Genomic DNA, 16,449 nt, shown 5'->3' on the forward strand with positions numbered 1-16,449 from the left:
TCTGAAACGGCATGACCTTCGCAACGATTCCTGCGCTGCGCATCGCCTCGCGCAATGCGTCAGCCCTATCCCCCTGGGGTAGGGCCGTCGTGTCCAGAACCAAGCTCACCAGCCCATCGTGCCAGGTAGTCGCCCCATCCACACGGCGAGTTCCTTAGCCAGTATGCGCCAGCCGCGCTGGAGTACCCGGATGCCATGTCCGAATTCTGGACACGAACGTAAGACAAATGCAGGTGGACATCACCTAAGGCACCGCGCGTCACCGCAGTTCCAGCGCACCGCGATTGGACACGCCATTTGAGAACCGACAGCCGACGCCATCCGTTGTCAGGTAGTCACTGCAACGGCTCGGGAGTGAAGGTGACGTCGACACCGCCCACGGTCATCGTCACCTGACCTTCCATCACCATCACCTGCGCCGCGACCCGTCGATCGACGGTCTGGGCCAGTTGCTGCACCGGTGCGTGCGGTATCTGCACCACTGACAGGTTCTTCCATCCCGCCACTTTGGGTCCGACGGTGCGCCACCAGGTGGCCACGCCGGCGGCGAACGGGAACAGCAACACCTGATCGGCCTGGCCGGCCGCCTTGCCCAAGGCGCGTTCATCGGGCTGGCCAACGGTGATCCACTCCAGAATGCGCCCCGTGTAGTCAGCGAGCCGCAAGTCCGGGACGCCAGGGGTGGACAGGCCCGCCCCGAACGCCAACTCACCGTCGACGTCGCTGAGCCGGTGCGCGCGAAGCCCAAACGCCAACAACCGCACCACCATCCGCTCATCGGTCTCACTGGGATGACGGGCCACGGTCAGCGTGTGATCGGCGTAGTAACCGTGATCGACATCAGAGACGCCAAGTTCGACTTTGAACACTGTTGCAGAAAGGGCCACGACACAGTGTCCACCCTGGTGATGTTCCCCGACTAGTGAGGCCGCTTCGAGTGGTCAGACCGCCGCGCTGCCGTCGGATCGAGGCGAGAGCTGGTAGCTGCTTGTCCTCCGGTGGCCACGACGACGTCGAAGGTTTCGCCGACGATCGGGCGCGGTGTCGGTGGCGCGGGCATCAAGATAGGTGGCCTGCATGTCGCACGCTGGTTCCCCCGCCCGAAGGAGGCGGGTCCCCGCTTGGGTGTCTTGCACGGCGCCGTAGCTGCGGAACCGCTCTCACAGCGCGTCGGTGAAGGTGGGTTGCTCGCCGGGCTGGCGGTGTGTGCCGTGGTGGACATTGTCGGGCTCCTTGGTGGGTGGGGGACCGGTCGGTCGGTCAATGCCGAGCGAGTTAGGACAGGGTGTAGTCGGCGACTTCGCGCCATCCAGAATCGAAGACCAGGGAGTGTCCGCGGTCGGGGAACACGTGGTAGTCGGTGACGGCGCGGGAGTCGGCGTTGAGCCGAAATGCCAGTCGGGTGACGACTTCGGAGAATTGGTGATCCTTGCCGCCCCCGGTGATCAGCAGGGGTCCGCGCGCACTGTTGGCGGTGTCCACGGCGGCGCGAGAGTGTGGGTCCTTCTTGGCGGAGGTGGCCTCGAACAGCGGCTTGCCAGGGCCAGGAATGGTCCAACGTTGGTGCAGGTCTCGGGCCTCGTCGTTGGAGACGGCACGCTGAGCGCCTGATGTACACGGGTCACCCAGCGGCAACGGGCGACCACGCAAAGTGGGCCACACAACGTCGGTGAGCTTGTAGCCCATAAGTCTCGCCACCACCCGTGAACCGGGCCGGCCCTTGTGACGTAGGTGCGCGACGTACGGTCGCGAAGGTCGATTCGATCAGTGGCCGAGGGGCTGGTTTGCGCAGATTCTGGCCGTCCGGAGGTGGGTGTGCTCGGCGAAACGTCCCAGGCCAGCTCAAACTGTTGTGACCCCCTGGTGCACGATGGGGCCGACAGGGCCGATGAACTGCCGGATGATCGTCGACGTTGCGCGAAACTACGTTCGCCGTACTGCGGCTTGTCGTAGAAACGTCGTTACTGCCGACGGATCGGTGATAGCCAAGTCCCTGCCATGGACCACGCCTAGCTGAGCAAGTACCTGGGCATGGTCCCAGTAGAGTCGTTCGCCGCTCATCAAGCCATCGCGGAATGTCACGAACACGGCAAACGGCACCTCCAGTGCTATGCCGGTTGGCGCAAGACCCGGTAGTAAATAGGGGATTTCACGATCATGGCGGATTTTCATGATCGCCTGGTCGACCAGGAAGTCATCTCCTACGAAGCGCGCGACGGGTTCGTTGACGGTGCCGTCGGGTATCGCCGGGATGAAGACACTCCGGTAGTACTGGCGCAACGCCTCGCGACCGGCTGCGCCGCTCATCGTGGGAAGATGCATGACGGTCGCGTCCGAAACCATCGTGGATACGGCGGCATCGGCGTCTTTGGTTTCGAACTCATAGCGGGCATGGCGTTCCCAGAGTTCAATTATCCTCGCGCGCTTCATCGTCGACCACCCGAAGTGGTGGCGTGAGTCATGGCGGCGAAGGGGCCGGGCACGTCATCGGCATCGCGGATGCTGCTGTCGAGGAGCATACTTTCCACAACGACCAAGGGGACGTTTCTATTCGGAAGCGAAACGGCCAAATCGCTGTGCGACCGCATCGAAACAGCTGGGAGCCAGCAATATTGACCGAAGTCAATCCTAGGGTGAGTGTCACTTCAGCATCTGGCGGCACGAAATGGGCGATGATCACATGAGATTCCCACTAGGTAGGCACGCCAAGGCGTGCGCTTCGACGCCGCGCGTCGGCAGGTATTCGATGCCGGATGCCAGCTCCAGCATGGGCAACCGCTCGCAGTCTGACCGGAGCGCGTTGGCGGGCGTAATCGGTGCCATAGTGGTCGTGTGTTCTCTTGTCATGTGCGGAGACTCGGCCGCTGCGTCAGACGACAGTGGGTCGGCAACCCAGCGGCAACAATCCCTCGTCAGGGCGTTCGCGGCGGCTTTCGTGCAAGATGACCATTTGGGAATCGCCGCTCATGCTGCCCCGGACATTACTTGGACGATCCCCGGTACCAGCGTGGTCTCTGGTCGTGCATCCGGAATCGACGAAGTGACCGGGCTTGCCGACACGTTCGCCCAGTACGGATTACACATCACGCCGAAGGGCCTCGCATTTGGTCGTGACTCCGTAGCAGTAACGCTGCACGACACCGGCCAGCATGCTGGCAAGCGGCTCGATCAGGACGTCGTGAACGTCCTCACCATTCGTGATGACAAAATCTCAGACGTAACAGCGCATTTGACCGACGTCGATTCGTTCGATGCCTATTTCGCCTGATCGAAAGCTTGTGCTGCTCGCGTGATTGGACCTTTCTCCTCGCGGCGTCGTTGCCGCATGCCAACGTCGTGTCGCGGTGTACCCGGTGCTGTCGACTACTCGCTTCACCACCGTCCGGAAGACAGCGCGATCCATAGTTGAGCCCTAGAGCAGAGTCGGATCGCTGTGCCCACCTGACATCGTCTGACGTCCAGCGGCACCAACACTAGCTGTAGCATAACGAGCGCTATATCATGGTCGTTATCCCTCATGGACGATCGAAGACGAATCGTTGCGCGGGGCACCAAGGAGCGAATGTGCATGGCAAGCAAGCAGGCCATTGAGTTCGCGGAGTTCCTCGCCGATCTGGGTAGACGAGCCTCCGGTCCAAATCTCGAGTTGACCACGATCCGCGACGTCACCGAGAACATCCACCAGGCCGCCAAGGAGCCAGAGGAAGTCACCTACGCGGAAGGCGACGCGGGCGGGGTGGAGGCCATGTGGTGCATCCCGGTAGACAGTGATCCGGAATCGGTGCTGTTGCACAGCCATCTGGGCGGGAGCGTGCTGATGTCGATGCACACCGACCGGAAAGCAGCCGCGCATATCGCGAAAGCAGCCGGTGCACGTTCGCTAGTCCTGAACTTCCGGCGTTCGCCAGAGGACAAGTACCCGGCACAGATCAATGATGTCGAAACAGCTTACTTCTGGCTGCTCAAGCAGGGTTATCAGTCCAGCAAGATCGCGAGTGTCGGCCACTCGATCGGCGGCTACCTCGCGATTCAACTCGCGTTGAGATTGCGCGATCGAGGTGAGGCCTTGCCAGCCGCCGTCCTGGCAATCTCGCCATGGACCGACATCACGTTGTCGGGTGAATCCATCGAGACCAACGCCAATCGAGACAAGCTGCTGACCCGCGGGTTGCTGGAGTTCTTCCGGTCTTGCTGGCTCGACGACACCGGTGTGGCGTTTACCGACCCGCAGGTGCACCTGCTCAACGCGGACCTGTCCGGGATGCCTCCCGCGGCGGTCTACTACGGCGAATACGAATTGCTTGCATCCGACGCCGTCGATTTCTCGATCCGCGCGAAGGCGGCCGGGTCGGAGATCACTCTCCAGAGCGTTGCTGCGGGTCAGCACTCCTTCATCATGGGCGCCGGCCGTGTGCCCGAAGTCGATCAGGCAATCACCGAGATGGGCAGTTGGCTGCGCAGGCAGAGATCATGACCCACCAAGGTGAAAGTTCCGATCGGCCGACGCCCCGTGGCCGACACCACCGCAGTGCGTCGGCCATGACGTTTCACATCGAGACCGCTCAGCCCGCCGTGGCCTCGCCGCCCGAACCGCTACGTGGACCCAAAGGGGTACCGGCCGTGGAAGTCCACCACGAAGTATTGGACATCAGGGGGATTCGCGTCGAGACGTACGGCACCCAGTCGAGCAGGCCACCTCTGTTGACGGTCCACGGTGGATGCCAGGGGAGCTGGGCATGGCACAAAGTGGGCCCACGGTTGGCCAGCGAGGGTTGGTTTGTTCTGTGCCTCAATTGGTTTGGTCATTACGGGTCAACCGAACTTCCGCCATCACGGGCGCTGAGCCGTTCGATTCTCGACGTAACCATGGAGATCGGCGAGGTTGCAGATTATTATGGCCGCAAGCCGGTACTGGTGGGGCACAGCATGGGTGGTCTGGCGAGTCTCGCCTTTGCCACGGTCCACCCCGTCGCCGCCTTGGTGCTGCTAGCTCCCGTTGTTCCGGCAGCGTTCGCAGCGCAACCGATCGATCTGTCCGTCGATCCCACAACGATGTGGTTCCCCCCTTCGCAACTGGTCGACCATGCATGGTGGGGTGAAGTCAGTGCCGACGAGGCGCAGTTCTACAGATCGCTGCTGTGCCCAGAGTCGCCGAGAGCAGTACTGGAAGCAACACGTTGGCTGTGCCACGTGGACACGTCGAGCCTGGGACACATCCCCACCCTCATGATCGGCGCCGAGGCGGACCTATTAGTGCCCCCCGACGCCGTTCGAGCACTCGCCAACTCCATCGCAGCGGACTTCGTCGTACTACCGGCGACCGGTCACGGAATTCCACTAAACCCGGTGTGGGCTGACGCCACTGCGACGATCCTGAAGTGGCTCCCGCAGCACACCTGAGTTGCGCGCCAGCGCGAGGGGAGCAAGTCCCCGATGCGCGCGCTGGGCGCTCGGGCTGCGCCCAATAGAACCCCATTGCGTGCCTGAGTAGGTCTAGGTGGGGTTGATCTCGTCGAGGTCGCGCTGTGACGTTCGCGGACCGACGAGCGCCACCGCTGCGATGACGATCGCAAGCGCGACGACGACGACCGTAAACATTGCAGGTGCACCGTGGGCATAGAGAACCGGCAGCAGAACGAACGGCAGCGCCCCGCCGGACAGCCGTGACAGCGAGTACGTCAGGCCAACAGCGGATGCGCGGACATCGGTAGGAAATATTTCGGCTTGATACACGTGGTAGATGTTGGAAAAGACGTTGCTGATCGCGGTCGTCGAGAATCCGAAGACAACGATCAACACGACGTTGTCGACCGTCGCGAATATCAGACCTGACACGGCCATCAGCGCCACGGACCACATCAGAAGGAACTTGCGGTCGAAGCGTTGCATCAGTGGGACGGCGAGCGCAGAGCCGACTGGGTAGCCGATGAACGACAACGCGGTGTAAAGCAACGAGGAGGTGACGTCGAATCCTCGTGCAACCAGGACGAGTGTGGCCAATGTGCCGAACCCGTAGTAACCAAGTGGTTGGAGGAGGTGGAACACCACCATCATGCCGAATCGGCGCCTGTAGGGGGGCGTCGACAAACGCGCCAACGGCTTCGGCTTGCTCGGCACCCCTTCTGTGCGACAGCGCGATTGACCGACTGGGCGTTCATCATTCCGGGCCGCCGACTGTTTGAAGCCGGACGTGGATTCGAACTGCGCCAGCGCCTGCCGAGCCTCAGGCATTCGGCCGACAGAGGCTAGCCAGCGTGGAGACTCGGGAAGGCTGCGCCGCATCATAGACACCAGAACTGCGCCGAAGCTCCCCAGGGCCAAAAGGATTCGCCACCCCGCGACACCAAGTACGTCGCGCCCGGTCAGAGCTAGCGCAAGGAACCCGAGGACGGGCACGGCGAGGAACGAGCACGTATAAGCCCAAAGCGGCCAGTCGACCGAGATGGGATCGCGGAAGAACCTCGGACAGATAGGCGTCGGCCACCGGGTACTCAGCGCCGATGCCGACGCCGGCCAAGAAACGGCTCGCGACCAGTAGATACGGACCAGTGGCAAAGGCGCCGATCAACGACCATACCGAGAACCACACCAGCGTGAGCACGAACGCCCTCTTACGACCGACGACGTCGGCCAGTCGAGTGAGAAGTGCAGCACCGACGAACATCCCTAGGAACGCCGAAGCCATGAAGAACTTCAATGTCTCCTCGTCGACCGAGTACTGCGACTTCAGGGCGACACCAATTGCGCCGGAGAGGAATATCTCGTATATGTCGAAGAACAGCCCGAGGCCGATGGCCCACACCACGCGGCGGTGAACTCGGCCCACTGTCAACCGGTCGAGTCGCATCTCGACTTCCTTGAGCGCCGCTCCGCGCGGGTCTGGGTTCGACGGTGACTTCATCGGCGAACCCAACCGGAGCGCCGTCGAACGCCAAGTGCGAGAACCAACTCGTCAACGACGGGCATCACAACCCGTCCCATCTCGGCACTACCTGATCAAGCGCACTAGGTGGACGCTGGGTCGCGGACGAACGGCTCACGTTCCACCTATCGGACACGTTCAAGGGTCCAATCGGCGCCGCTGGGAGACTTTCTCGGAGGGAGACCCTTGCCGCCGGACTTTCTGCAAGTCGGCACGCGACGGCCGGCCCAGACATGCCGAAAATTTCAAGGCGCCCAATCGAAATGCGCTGCCTGCTTGCTGCACGGAAACAGGCTAGATGAGTCGGACGTGAAGGTGATCAACTGCTGACGCTCCTTGCCTGTGAAACGTGATGGGTTGGCGGCTCAGTTGGTCGGCGAGGTGTCACCACCTGTGGCCGGTCGCTCCGCCGACGACGTTTCGGGGCCACTTGTCCGGCGACCGCGGCTCAATAGACCTCCAATTTGCCATATTCATTTGAACGATGACTGCCCTCCCGGGTCCGCACGATCACGATCGCTATGCTACGCCGGTATGCGATATGCTGGTCATCGTCAACGTCATCTGCGCCGTTCAGCCATATCCTTATGCCGTCGACTACATTGCCTTGCAATACTATTGGACGCCTCGCCACCGGGCTGGCCTCGTCGAAGATATGCGGAGCGCTGATTGCACTAGATGCACCACGGCATGAGAATCTGCCAGTTCGCCTCCAAGGTCCCGTTGTGACCTCTACCGGCCGACGGGAGAAGTGCGCCACCGGGACCTTGTAAGGGGGTCGCACGGATTCTTCATCGGCGAGACGGGGCTCCATGAGGCGAGCGCATGGTCGGTCCGCCTTATTCGGTCACCGTAAGAGGTCGATGCCGTCGCGCCCGTCGGGGCCAGTACATTTCTTACGACTTGCCGCCAGGCGTGATCGACGTCGTGATGCGCCGACCGATCGAGCCAATTCCGTGACAATGCCCAGTCAGCGATCCAGCTCGTGAAAGCCTCGCGGGCATGCGTCCAAACATGCCCGACTGAGGCCAGATCAGTTGTCAGTTGCCGCAGGTTCGGCCCGGTGCCGTTCCTGCAGCCCATTACAGGATAGCGGTGGTGATGCAAAGGGGTATTGTTGTGAACAACCTGGGAATCTGCACAAGGGAAGACAGCATGCGATATCCACCGAATCAGAAAGCTGAGGCGCGCGCGGCACTGCTGCAGGCTGGTATGCGCGAGATGAAAGTCGCTGGCTTCAACGGGATTGGAGTGGATGGCCTCGCATCCGCGGCGGACGTCACTTCGGGGGCGTTCTATTCCAACTTCGTCAACAAGGAAGAGATGCTTCAGGCAATTGTCGAAGTTGCCGTCGGTGAGCCATTTCTCGCCGACAGCGAGTCGGGTACCAAAACGGAGAAGCGTTCACAACTGAAGAGTTTCTTGTCTGATTATCTCAGTGCCCATCACGTGGAGAATCCGGGAGATGGCTGCGTCATGCCTGCGCTGAGTGCCGACGTAGCGCGGGCGAGCGAAGCGACTCGGGAGGCGTATGAGAGCAGGGTCGTGGCGCTGGCAGAGCGGGTGGCAGACCTACTCGATGGGCGACGACCTGACCGGGAGCGCCGAGCATGGAGCATCGTTGCGCTGATAGTGGGAGCCGTTTCGATCTCGCGGGCGATGTCTACACCCGCCACCCAGGTGGAAGTGATCGACGCTGCACGACGGGCGGCAGGCAGACTCATGTCGCCCTCCGGACCGCCCAAGTGACACTTGGTCATCCCGCTGTGTAAACGCGCTACGGCACCACCGGAGTGCTCGCCGCGTTCAGCCGTCCCGCCTATTGACGTGATTCGTCTCGCGAACGGTCGGGGAACGGTCGCAGGGCACCTGCAGAACCGGGTGATGACGAAAGTCATGTAAGGGTCGCTGATCCCCCGGTGGACGACTTGAACTGCCGGCACAGATCGACGATCGAATCAAACAGCGGCGAGTCCGAAACGAGCCCGGCTGGGGGCGACCTTTCGCGCGGACTGGAGCGCTACGCGGCGGTCTCTGGGTAGTGCAACTCGAAGAGCGCACGGTTGGCATTGATGAATTCTTCGACTGGCGAAAGGGGTTGGCCGAGGATGCGGCGCGCGGTGTCGTCGACGCCGGCCAAGAGACCTTCCTGTTGATCAAGCGTCACCGCCTCGAAGTGCTTGAGCTTGGCTATGTCATCGGATAGCCCGATCAGTTCCAGGAACGTTGTCACCGTGACTTGCTCATAGGGCATGTCTCTATCGAGTACGCGGCTTACCTCAGCGGCCAGCTCTCGATGGCTGTACTCGACTGGACCGGTCAGGGTGTAGATCTGGCCACCATGTTCGGCGGGATCCGCGAAAATTTTGGCGGCGGTCAACGCGATGTCGCTGGCCGCGATGGGCGCAAAACGGCTCTCGGCGTCAAAGGGCATGGCATACCGGCCATATCGGACCAGATGTGACACGTAGAGCAGCCACTGCATGAAGAACGTGACGCGCAGATGCGTGGTGGGCACACCCGACCAGTCGAAGACCTGCTCGGAAAGCCAATGGTTCTGGGTGGCCTTGCTGCGCGCGTAGGGCCTCGACTGAATGTGGGACATGTTCACAATCAACTCGAGATCGCGTTCCTTCGCGGCCTGAGCGAACATGACCGCAGCCTCGACCAGACCCTCCCCAACCGGGTAGTTGAAGTAGGCGCGCTGCACGCCATTTAGAGCTGCACGCACGTCGCGGAAGATAAGTAGATCGCCGAAGACGACCTCTGCGCCCTTGTCGCGGAGCTGCTGGGCACGGGCATCGTCCTTGCGGACCATGGCACGGACCTGAAAGCCCTCCTTGAGTAGGTGGTCGACCATCGGTCGGCCGGTATCGCCAGTGGCTGTGGTTACCAGAATGGTAGGCATCGACTTCCTTCTTCCCTGGGTGGCAGATCCTCTGCGAAACCGGGCCTCGGCATATCGATGGAAGCACTCGACCCGGCGAGGTTACTAAATACTAGTTGCTATCAAAATACAAGTCGCTGGCCGGCTGCAACATTCCGCGGTGGGATATCTTCACAGGGGAGGGCTGGAGGCCGACCAACCCCAGCTGGGCGTTCCAGGCGTGAGAGCAGGACGCCGTCAACCTACGACCGGCTACTTCGGCAGCTCTATTGTGGACGGCGTGACCGAAACGCGGCTGCCGCTATACCCCTGCTCGTACATCGAGGTTGCCTTCGGCTCGCTCGGAAAGCGCTGGATGGGACAGCTGGTCGATCTGCTTCTTCAGCGCCCAGCCCGATTCAACGAATTGCATGCCGCGCTTCCCGCGCTATCGAGCCGTGTGCTCAGCGAGCGCCTCACCGAGCTTCAGGACGTTGGGCTGGTCGAGCGCGAAGTCGACGCCGGGCCGCCGATCACCGCGACATATCGGCTGACCGACCGTGCTCAACGGCTCGGCCCGGTGATGGATGCGTTGCGGGTATGGGCCGGCGCCCCAGCCGACGAACAAGGGCGCCCGCTCCCGCCGTCACGTTGAAGGTCGAGATCGGTGGGCGTGATGCGTGGAGGGCCGAAAGGATCTCGGCCCGGCGCTGCGCGAGACGCAACCAGGTGAACGACTGCGCGCCGTCTTTCGAAGCTTCACGTCTGCACGTCTCAGATGAATCAAGCTCGACACACAGCTTGTGTTGTGCCGTTGTCAACGGCCACCACCTGACCGGAAACGCGAATACGACAATGCTGTGTGTCGAACCGGTGATGGCGATGAACGTGTTTTCAGCCTTTTCCGGTTTCGCTTGGATCGACTGCGCATAGCGGCCAGCCAGATTCGAGTTCTCCAGCGTGTAGCGCTGCCACTGCCCCAGGGCGTACGCGATGTCGACAGCGGGCGTATCGGTCTCAACGGTGTAGGAAACTTGCACCCCGGAGCCAGCCGCCCCAATTGGGACTTGCGAGCCGACGCGGTCTTCTCTCCGTTCGTTCTCAGCATGGTCGGAGCGTGCGGTTCCACCGCGCGGCGATTGGGCAGCGCCACGGCAGCCATCGTTGGGAGGAACGCCGGATCTCGTACCTCGGTGGCTGCCGCCTGCAGGGCGGTTATGAACTCGGCACAGGACTGAAACCGGTCAGCCGGGCGCTTCGCCAGCGCTTGCGCGAAGACTGCGTCCATCGGCTGTGGCAGATGAGGCGCGACCTCGCTCATCAGCGGCACTGTCTTTGTCAGATGTGCCGAGCACCCCAAGGAGTAGACGTCGGACCGGTTGTCGACCTGTTCGCCCTCGATCACCTCCGGGCTGGTGTACTGCATCGTCCCGATGGTCATCCCGGTGGAGGTGAGGACGTCGCCTCGCCGGCTGCCTTGGCGATGCCGAAGTCCGCGAGCTTCACCGACTCGATTACGGGCCGCATCGCCGCCCTTGTCCGGATCGGTTACAGCCATCACCGTGCACCAGGTCGAATGCCCTCCGGAGGAGAGCCAGCCCATGGCGCCGTTGAGCACCCAATCGCCGCCCTCTTGGCTGCGCGGGTGCGCATCGATGCGGCGACACTGCCGGGTTCCCCCTCCGACACGGCATGCAGGCGACCGCGTCACCGGCGGCGGCTGATGTCAAGACCTGCTTTTTGACTTCCTCGGACCCACGGATCAGCAGACCCATCGTGCTCAGCTTGGTTGCAAATCGGGATCAGCGACGACGATGCTCATACCCGTGCCGCTTCTTCGATGACAGCGGGACGGCTGCCGTCGGCGACGTCGAATGCAGGCGCCGGGTGATCTCCTTCTCGCTGAGTTCCCGCAGCACCGCACGTAATTCGTCGTGTTCATCGGCGAGCATGACTGCGTCGAACGGCGGATGGTTGATGGGCTTGACGACTGCTCCTCGGTCGAGAGTTTCGATCACTGAGGCGAGGCGGTCCGCGTTTGTGAGCAGGTCGATGTGACCGTCGGGCGGCTGTGTTTGCGTGGACTCAGCGGTTCACCTGCCGAGATTGCAGAAAGCGTCGCGGAGTGCGAACTTCTGTATCTTCCCCGTGCTGGTCTGGGGAAATTCCGAGACGAACTCCCAGATGCGCGGAACTTTGAAGGATGAGAGGTGTTGGCGGCAGTGATTCTCGAGTTCGTTTGGGGTGATGGTGCTTCCCGGACGTAGTTGGATGAACGCAGCGACCACTTCGCCCCACTCCTCGTCGGGCAGGCCGACCACGGCAGCATTCTGGACTTCGTCGGCGCGGTTGAGAACGTCTTCGACCTCGCGCGGGTAGATGTTCTCGCCGCCGCGAATGATCATGTCCTTCAGACGTCCCTCGATGCGGAGATAGCCGGCAGCGTCAAGGGTTCCGATATCGCCAGTGTGCAGCCAGCCATCCTGATCAACCGTTTGTGAAGTTGCATCGGGATTATCGGCATAGCCGAGCATCACGCACGGACCGCGGGTACAGATCTCTCCGGATGTGTCGATAGCTGTCGGTTCGCCGGTGTTCATGTCGCTAATCTTGACCTCGACGAACGGAAGTGGTTGCCCGACAGTACGTTCCCATTGATGGTGTGGATCGCGCGGTCGTGTGTGGGCGATATACGGCGACGATTCCGTCTGGCCATACCCGATGCCGACGGACACGTTGAGCTCTGTCTCGGCACGACGCACCAGCTCGACCGGTACGTGCGCTCCGCCCAACGTAGCTAGCCGCCAATGCGTGATGTCGCGGCGCCGTTGGCTATGGGCTTGGAGTACCCGTATCAGCATGGTGGGCACTGATAGGAACACCGTGCCACGGTGCTGTGCGAAGAGATCGAGGACGAGATCGGGGTCGAAGGTGGGCGGCAGAACATGGGTGCCGCCGGTTTGTAGGGCCCCCAGCGTCACCAGACCGCATCCGGCGGTGTGGAATAGAGGCATTGGATTTATCCATACGTCATCGGAGTTGGCACCGATGGTGGTCGCGTAGAGCTTTCCGTTGAGGACTAGTCCGTGGTGGGCCAGCAGGGCGCCTTTGGGGACGCCGGTGGTGCCTGACGTGTACTGGATCTGTGCGGGATCGACTGGCCGTACGAGCGGTAGCTCGCGTGGGCCGCCGCCCGCACGGGCTATGAACTGGTCCCAGTCATTCAGTGAGATCACGGAGTGCAGGCGAGGACATGCAGATCTCACGTCATGGGCGACTTGGAGGAGATCGCGAGACCGCACGTTGGGTTCGACGAATACTGCGACTGAACGCGAATGGGTTAGGACGAACTCGGCCTCTTGGCGGTTGTAGGCCGGGTTGACCGTCACCAACGTCATTCCTGCTAAGGCGACGCCGAACTGTAGCAGCACCCACTCCGGCCTGTTTGTCGACCACACAGCAATGCGGTCACCAGGTTCGAATTCGGTCAGCAGCGCGCGCGCGACGACGATCGCTGCGGTTTCGAGCTGTGAAAACGTCCACGTCCGGGCGGAGTCATCGAGCAATCCCTCCACCAGTGCCAGGTGGTCACCCCACTGCGAGGCCGCGTCCTGGAGTGCAGCACCAATCGTTTGTTCGATGTGTCCGCCGGTTGTCTGTGGGAGCCAGTGCGAAAGGTCCAAGCGTGACGACATTTCTTTCCATTCGCGTAGCGATCTCGGGCGCGGATGTGACCACGCCCACACGACCATCCGAATCGGATGGAGGTCACACGAGAGTAACCTCCGAATCGGATGGTTGTCAATCGAGTCTGCGTCGTTCCCGGGGGAGGGGAGAACGTCGCCATCACAGGAGGCGCCGCCGCGTTTCGCTGACCTCGCGGTACGCCACGCTGGTCGCCTTCGACCCCGACGGCACCCCGCAGGTCACCGAGGTGTGACCGGGCAGGCTGGCAGAGCCTCGCTGGTTGGCCAGAACAAGTGCGTTCGACGTGTTCGAGCGGCTCGAAGAGGAACGTTCGGCCGACGGAGCCAGATGTTTGACGGAGGAGTCGTGATCGCGAGTGCGTACGTCGAAGTGTTGCCGGACCTACAGCACCCCTTGTAGCCGGCCGCGGATGATCTCCTCCGCCCCGGCCACGATCCTGTCCAGCAGCACCTGAACGGTCGGGATGTCATCGATCAGGCTGGCCACTAAGCCACACGACCAGGCGCCGGCGTCCATCTCACCGTCGCGCATCACCCTCGGGTAGACGCCAGCCACCTCGGTGATGATGTCCTCGAACACCAGCTTGTCGCCGAGGGCTCGTTCTTTCTCCAATAGCCTCTCGACCCCGGCGTTAGTCAAGACCCGCTCGGTGTTGCGCAGCGGCCGCATGACCAGCCTCGTGTCGTACTCGCCGGCAGCCAGGATCGCCTGCTTGACGTTGTCGTGAACCGGTGCCTCCTGGGTGGCGATGAACCGTGTCCCCATGTTGATGCCCTCGGCGCCCATCGCCAGCGCCGCCACCAGGGAACGGGCATCACCCATTCCGCCCGAGGCTATGTAGGGGATCTTCAGCACGTTCCCAGCCAGCGGCAGCAGGATTATGCCCGGGACGTCACCCTCGCCGGGATGCCCTGCGCACTCGAAACCGTCGATGCTGACCGCGTCGCAGCCGATCTCCTGCGCCTTAAGCGCGTGCCGCACCGAGGTGCATTTGTGAATCACGGTGATACCCGCCTCCTTGAGGGTCGGCAGGTACTGCTTGGGGTTGTTGCCGGCGGTCTCGACGATCTTGACGCCGCCGTCGATGATCGCCTCGATGAAGTCCGGGTAGTCCGGCGGCGTGACCGAGGGTAGGAACGTGAGGTTCACTCCGAATGGTTTGTCGGTCATGTCCCGACAGCGGGCGATCTCCTTGGCTAGGCTCTCGCCCGAGCGCTGGGTGAGTCCGGTGATGATGCCGAGTCCACCCGCGTTCGAGACCGCGGCGGCCATCTCGGCGAAGCCGACCCAGTGCATACCGCCTTGCATCACCGGCCGCTCGATGTTGAACAGTCTGGTCATCGCTGTTTCCACACCGGTTCCGCCTTCCTTGTCAGATCCGGGGCGCACCATAGAGCCATGCCAGATCGAGTGTCTCGACGAAAGTCGTCGACGAGTGCTGTTGCGCTGCTGTCCAATTCGGTGATCGTCGGCAGAGTGTCGCACGCGTTTGGCGGGTCGACGGGCGAGGATCGCGTGTAGGGGACCGCTGCGCACCTCGCCCGGCGACCGCTGTCATTGCGACGCCCCTCTGCGGCGACGGACGCCGAAACGACGAGCCCGACGACACCTACTTCAACAGAATCCCCTGCAACTCCACGACTGCCTGCAATACGGATACATAACCCTCCGAATCAGACTATTACCGCGGCAGCGTATCCTCCTAATCGGATGGTTGTCAATCGTGGCCCACGGCGGGCCGGGTAGGAGGCACAGTGGCCATCACGGCAGAGGATGCGCCGCGTCTGGGACCGACGTCGTATGTTGTGCTCGGGCTCATTGAGGTGCGGGGCCCCTCGACGCCCTACGAGCTTGAGGCCGCCGTCGAGAAGTCAGTTGCCTACTTCTGGACGTTCCCGCATTCGCAGCTCTACCGCGAGGCAGACCGTCTGACATCCTTTGGCCTGCTGACCGTTCAACGGGAACATGGTGGGCGTCGCCGAAAGGTGTATGCCCTTACCGAGCGCGGCGCCGCCGCGCTGGGGGAGTGGCTTTCCGCGCCCGTGGAGGATGTTTTCGAACTGCGAGATGAAGCAGTCCTACAGCTGTTCTTCAGCGACCAACTGTCGTCTGAGCAGCTCGTTGAGCTCGCACGTCATGAGGTCAGTCAGTACGAACGCCGCCTAGAGATTTACGCAGAGATCGCCGCCGTCGAGCTTCCCCGACATGGCCAGGACCGCCGGATGGCACCTCTGCGGTTGGGTGTTCGCCTTGCTGAAGCGGCTCGCGACTTCTGGATTGAAATCGGCCAGAATCCACCGCCGCCGGCGACTCCGCGAGGCGCCCTTTCGCCGGCGCCGCACTGATCGAGAAGTCGGCAACCTTCGTGCTAGGCGGCCACCGTCTCGCCGAGGAGGTCTCATCGGCGTCACCTTGCCCACGTTTGCCGGAGGACACTCCAAATGTTGGTGCACGAATTCGTGGTGGCGAACCAACCCGAGACATTCGGCGAGACGCCCGGGGGGAGAGGTGGAACAATCCAAGAATTGTGAATAGTGTTGACCATCAGAGTGATTCACGTTACCGCCGTATGTCAAGGCGTGCCGAGCTGAGGCGGGCCACTAGGAACTCGTGTCGGCGTTCCTGCGCTGGCCGGTGCGTATCCAGACCACCACGAAGAACACCAACGTCAGCGCCAGCGGGGTGAGTCCGACGAGCCAGCTCAGCGCCAGCGGGGGGCCTGGCTGTTTGAGCACGTCGACGACCAGGTCCCCGGTGCCTTCGCCGTGCGGACCGTCGATCGTGAACCGCAGCGTCCACGTCCCCGAGGAGTCGAGCGACAAGCGGAGCATCGGCGCACTGTAGGTCAGGGCAAAGCTGCGGATCATCCAGGCCTGGTGTGCGGCGACGTCGCCCTCGCGGGCGCTGCGATAACCCCGGTACGTGGTCCAGATCCACAGCACCGATAGAGCTG

15 protein-coding genes and 1 pseudogene are annotated in these 16,449 nt (G+C 62.3%); 6 read left to right on the plus strand and 10 right to left on the minus strand.

Annotated elements, in window-relative coordinates; translation table 11 throughout:
* Positions 1 to 335: 335 nt before the first annotated feature.
* From ABW137_RS11865 to ABW137_RS11875, 3 genes are all read right to left on the minus strand, one after another.
* Positions 336 to 887, minus strand: coding sequence for a YaeQ family protein (locus ABW137_RS11865; protein WP_526400082.1), 552 nt, complete (start codon positions 885 to 887; stop codon positions 336 to 338).
* 388 nt (positions 888 to 1,275) lie between these two features.
* Positions 1,276 to 1,701: a hypothetical protein gene (locus tag ABW137_RS11870; protein ID WP_526400084.1), complete on the minus strand. Its 426-nt coding sequence runs from the start codon at positions 1,699 to 1,701 to the stop codon at positions 1,276 to 1,278.
* Between the two features lie 222 nt (positions 1,702 to 1,923).
* Entirely contained in the window at positions 1,924 to 2,430 is a 507-nt protein-coding gene (locus tag ABW137_RS11875; protein ID WP_526400086.1) for a nuclear transport factor 2 family protein, read from the minus strand.
* Positions 2,431 to 2,746: 316 nt separating this feature from the next.
* On the opposite strand from ABW137_RS11875, the gene ABW137_RS11880 reads away from it, so the two are divergent.
* The 3 genes from ABW137_RS11880 to ABW137_RS11890 all read left to right on the plus strand — a co-directional run bounded on the left by ABW137_RS11880 (position 2,747) and on the right by ABW137_RS11890 (position 5,400).
* Positions 2,747 to 3,268 carry a nuclear transport factor 2 family protein gene (locus ABW137_RS11880; RefSeq protein WP_526400088.1) on the plus strand — a complete coding sequence of 174 codons (522 nt, stop codon included), beginning with the start codon at positions 2,747 to 2,749 and terminating at the stop codon, positions 3,266 to 3,268.
* A 378-nt stretch (positions 3,269 to 3,646) separates the two neighbouring features.
* The gene (locus tag ABW137_RS11885; protein ID WP_526400090.1) at positions 3,647 to 4,474 is read left to right on the plus strand and encodes an alpha/beta hydrolase; all 828 of its coding nucleotides are present in this window, start codon (positions 3,647 to 3,649) and stop codon (positions 4,472 to 4,474) included.
* A 65-nt stretch (positions 4,475 to 4,539) separates the two neighbouring features.
* The gene (locus ABW137_RS11890) at positions 4,540 to 5,400 is read left to right on the plus strand and encodes an alpha/beta hydrolase (RefSeq protein ID WP_526400092.1); all 861 of its coding nucleotides are present in this window, start codon (positions 4,540 to 4,542) and stop codon (positions 5,398 to 5,400) included.
* A 93-nt stretch (positions 5,401 to 5,493) separates the two neighbouring features.
* On the opposite strand, the gene ABW137_RS11895 is transcribed toward ABW137_RS11890, so the two are convergent.
* Positions 5,494 to 6,285, minus strand: a complete 792-nt coding sequence (locus tag ABW137_RS11895; protein WP_526400094.1) for an MFS transporter — start codon at positions 6,283 to 6,285, stop codon at positions 5,494 to 5,496.
* Entirely contained in the window at positions 6,224 to 6,901 is a 678-nt protein-coding gene (locus tag ABW137_RS11900; RefSeq protein WP_526400096.1) for an MFS transporter, read from the minus strand. The genes ABW137_RS11895 and ABW137_RS11900 overlap by 62 nt, the downstream gene beginning before the upstream one ends.
* Before the next feature lie 1,140 nt (positions 6,902 to 8,041).
* Here ABW137_RS11900 and ABW137_RS11905 point away from each other — a divergent pair.
* Positions 8,042 to 8,671: a TetR/AcrR family transcriptional regulator gene (locus tag ABW137_RS11905; RefSeq protein WP_526400098.1), complete on the plus strand. Its 630-nt coding sequence runs from the start codon at positions 8,042 to 8,044 to the stop codon at positions 8,669 to 8,671.
* 271 nt (positions 8,672 to 8,942) lie between these two features.
* On the opposite strand, the gene ABW137_RS11910 is transcribed toward ABW137_RS11905, so the two are convergent.
* On the minus strand, positions 8,943 to 9,830 hold the full coding sequence (locus tag ABW137_RS11910; protein WP_526400100.1) for an NmrA family NAD(P)-binding protein: 888 nt from the start codon (positions 9,828 to 9,830) through the stop codon (positions 8,943 to 8,945).
* A 259-nt stretch (positions 9,831 to 10,089) separates the two neighbouring features.
* Between ABW137_RS11910 and ABW137_RS11915 the strand changes: the two genes are divergently transcribed.
* Complete coding sequence (locus tag ABW137_RS11915) at positions 10,090 to 10,443, plus strand: winged helix-turn-helix transcriptional regulator (protein ID WP_526400101.1); 354 nt, start codon at positions 10,090 to 10,092, stop codon at positions 10,441 to 10,443.
* 870 nt (positions 10,444 to 11,313) lie between these two features.
* On the opposite strand, the pseudogene ABW137_RS11920 reads toward ABW137_RS11915, so the two are convergent.
* The 3 genes and pseudogenes from ABW137_RS11920 to ABW137_RS11930 all read right to left on the minus strand — a co-directional run.
* Positions 11,314 to 11,740 (minus strand): annotated as a pseudogene (locus tag ABW137_RS11920) (acyl-CoA dehydrogenase family protein); the annotation flags it as partial.
* A gap of 141 nt (positions 11,741 to 11,881) precedes the next feature.
* Positions 11,882 to 13,471, minus strand: coding sequence for a class I adenylate-forming enzyme family protein (locus tag ABW137_RS11925; RefSeq protein ID WP_526400103.1), 1,590 nt, complete (start codon positions 13,469 to 13,471; stop codon positions 11,882 to 11,884).
* A gap of 406 nt (positions 13,472 to 13,877) precedes the next feature.
* Positions 13,878 to 14,837, minus strand: a complete 960-nt coding sequence (locus tag ABW137_RS11930; RefSeq protein ID WP_526400105.1) for an NAD(P)H-dependent flavin oxidoreductase — start codon at positions 14,835 to 14,837, stop codon at positions 13,878 to 13,880.
* 413 nt (positions 14,838 to 15,250) lie between these two features.
* On the opposite strand from ABW137_RS11930, the gene ABW137_RS11935 reads away from it, so the two are divergent.
* Complete coding sequence (locus ABW137_RS11935; protein ID WP_526400107.1) at positions 15,251 to 15,841, plus strand: PadR family transcriptional regulator; 591 nt, start codon at positions 15,251 to 15,253, stop codon at positions 15,839 to 15,841.
* A 255-nt stretch (positions 15,842 to 16,096) separates the two neighbouring features.
* On the opposite strand, the gene ABW137_RS11940 is transcribed toward ABW137_RS11935, so the two are convergent.
* On the minus strand, positions 16,097 to 16,449 hold a 353-nt coding region (locus ABW137_RS11940), incomplete at its 5' end, for a DUF2306 domain-containing protein (protein ID WP_526400109.1).

It is taken from the genome of Mycobacterium sp., from assembly GCF_040509115.1.
Classification (GTDB): Bacteria; Actinomycetota; Actinomycetes; order Mycobacteriales; family Mycobacteriaceae; genus Mycobacterium.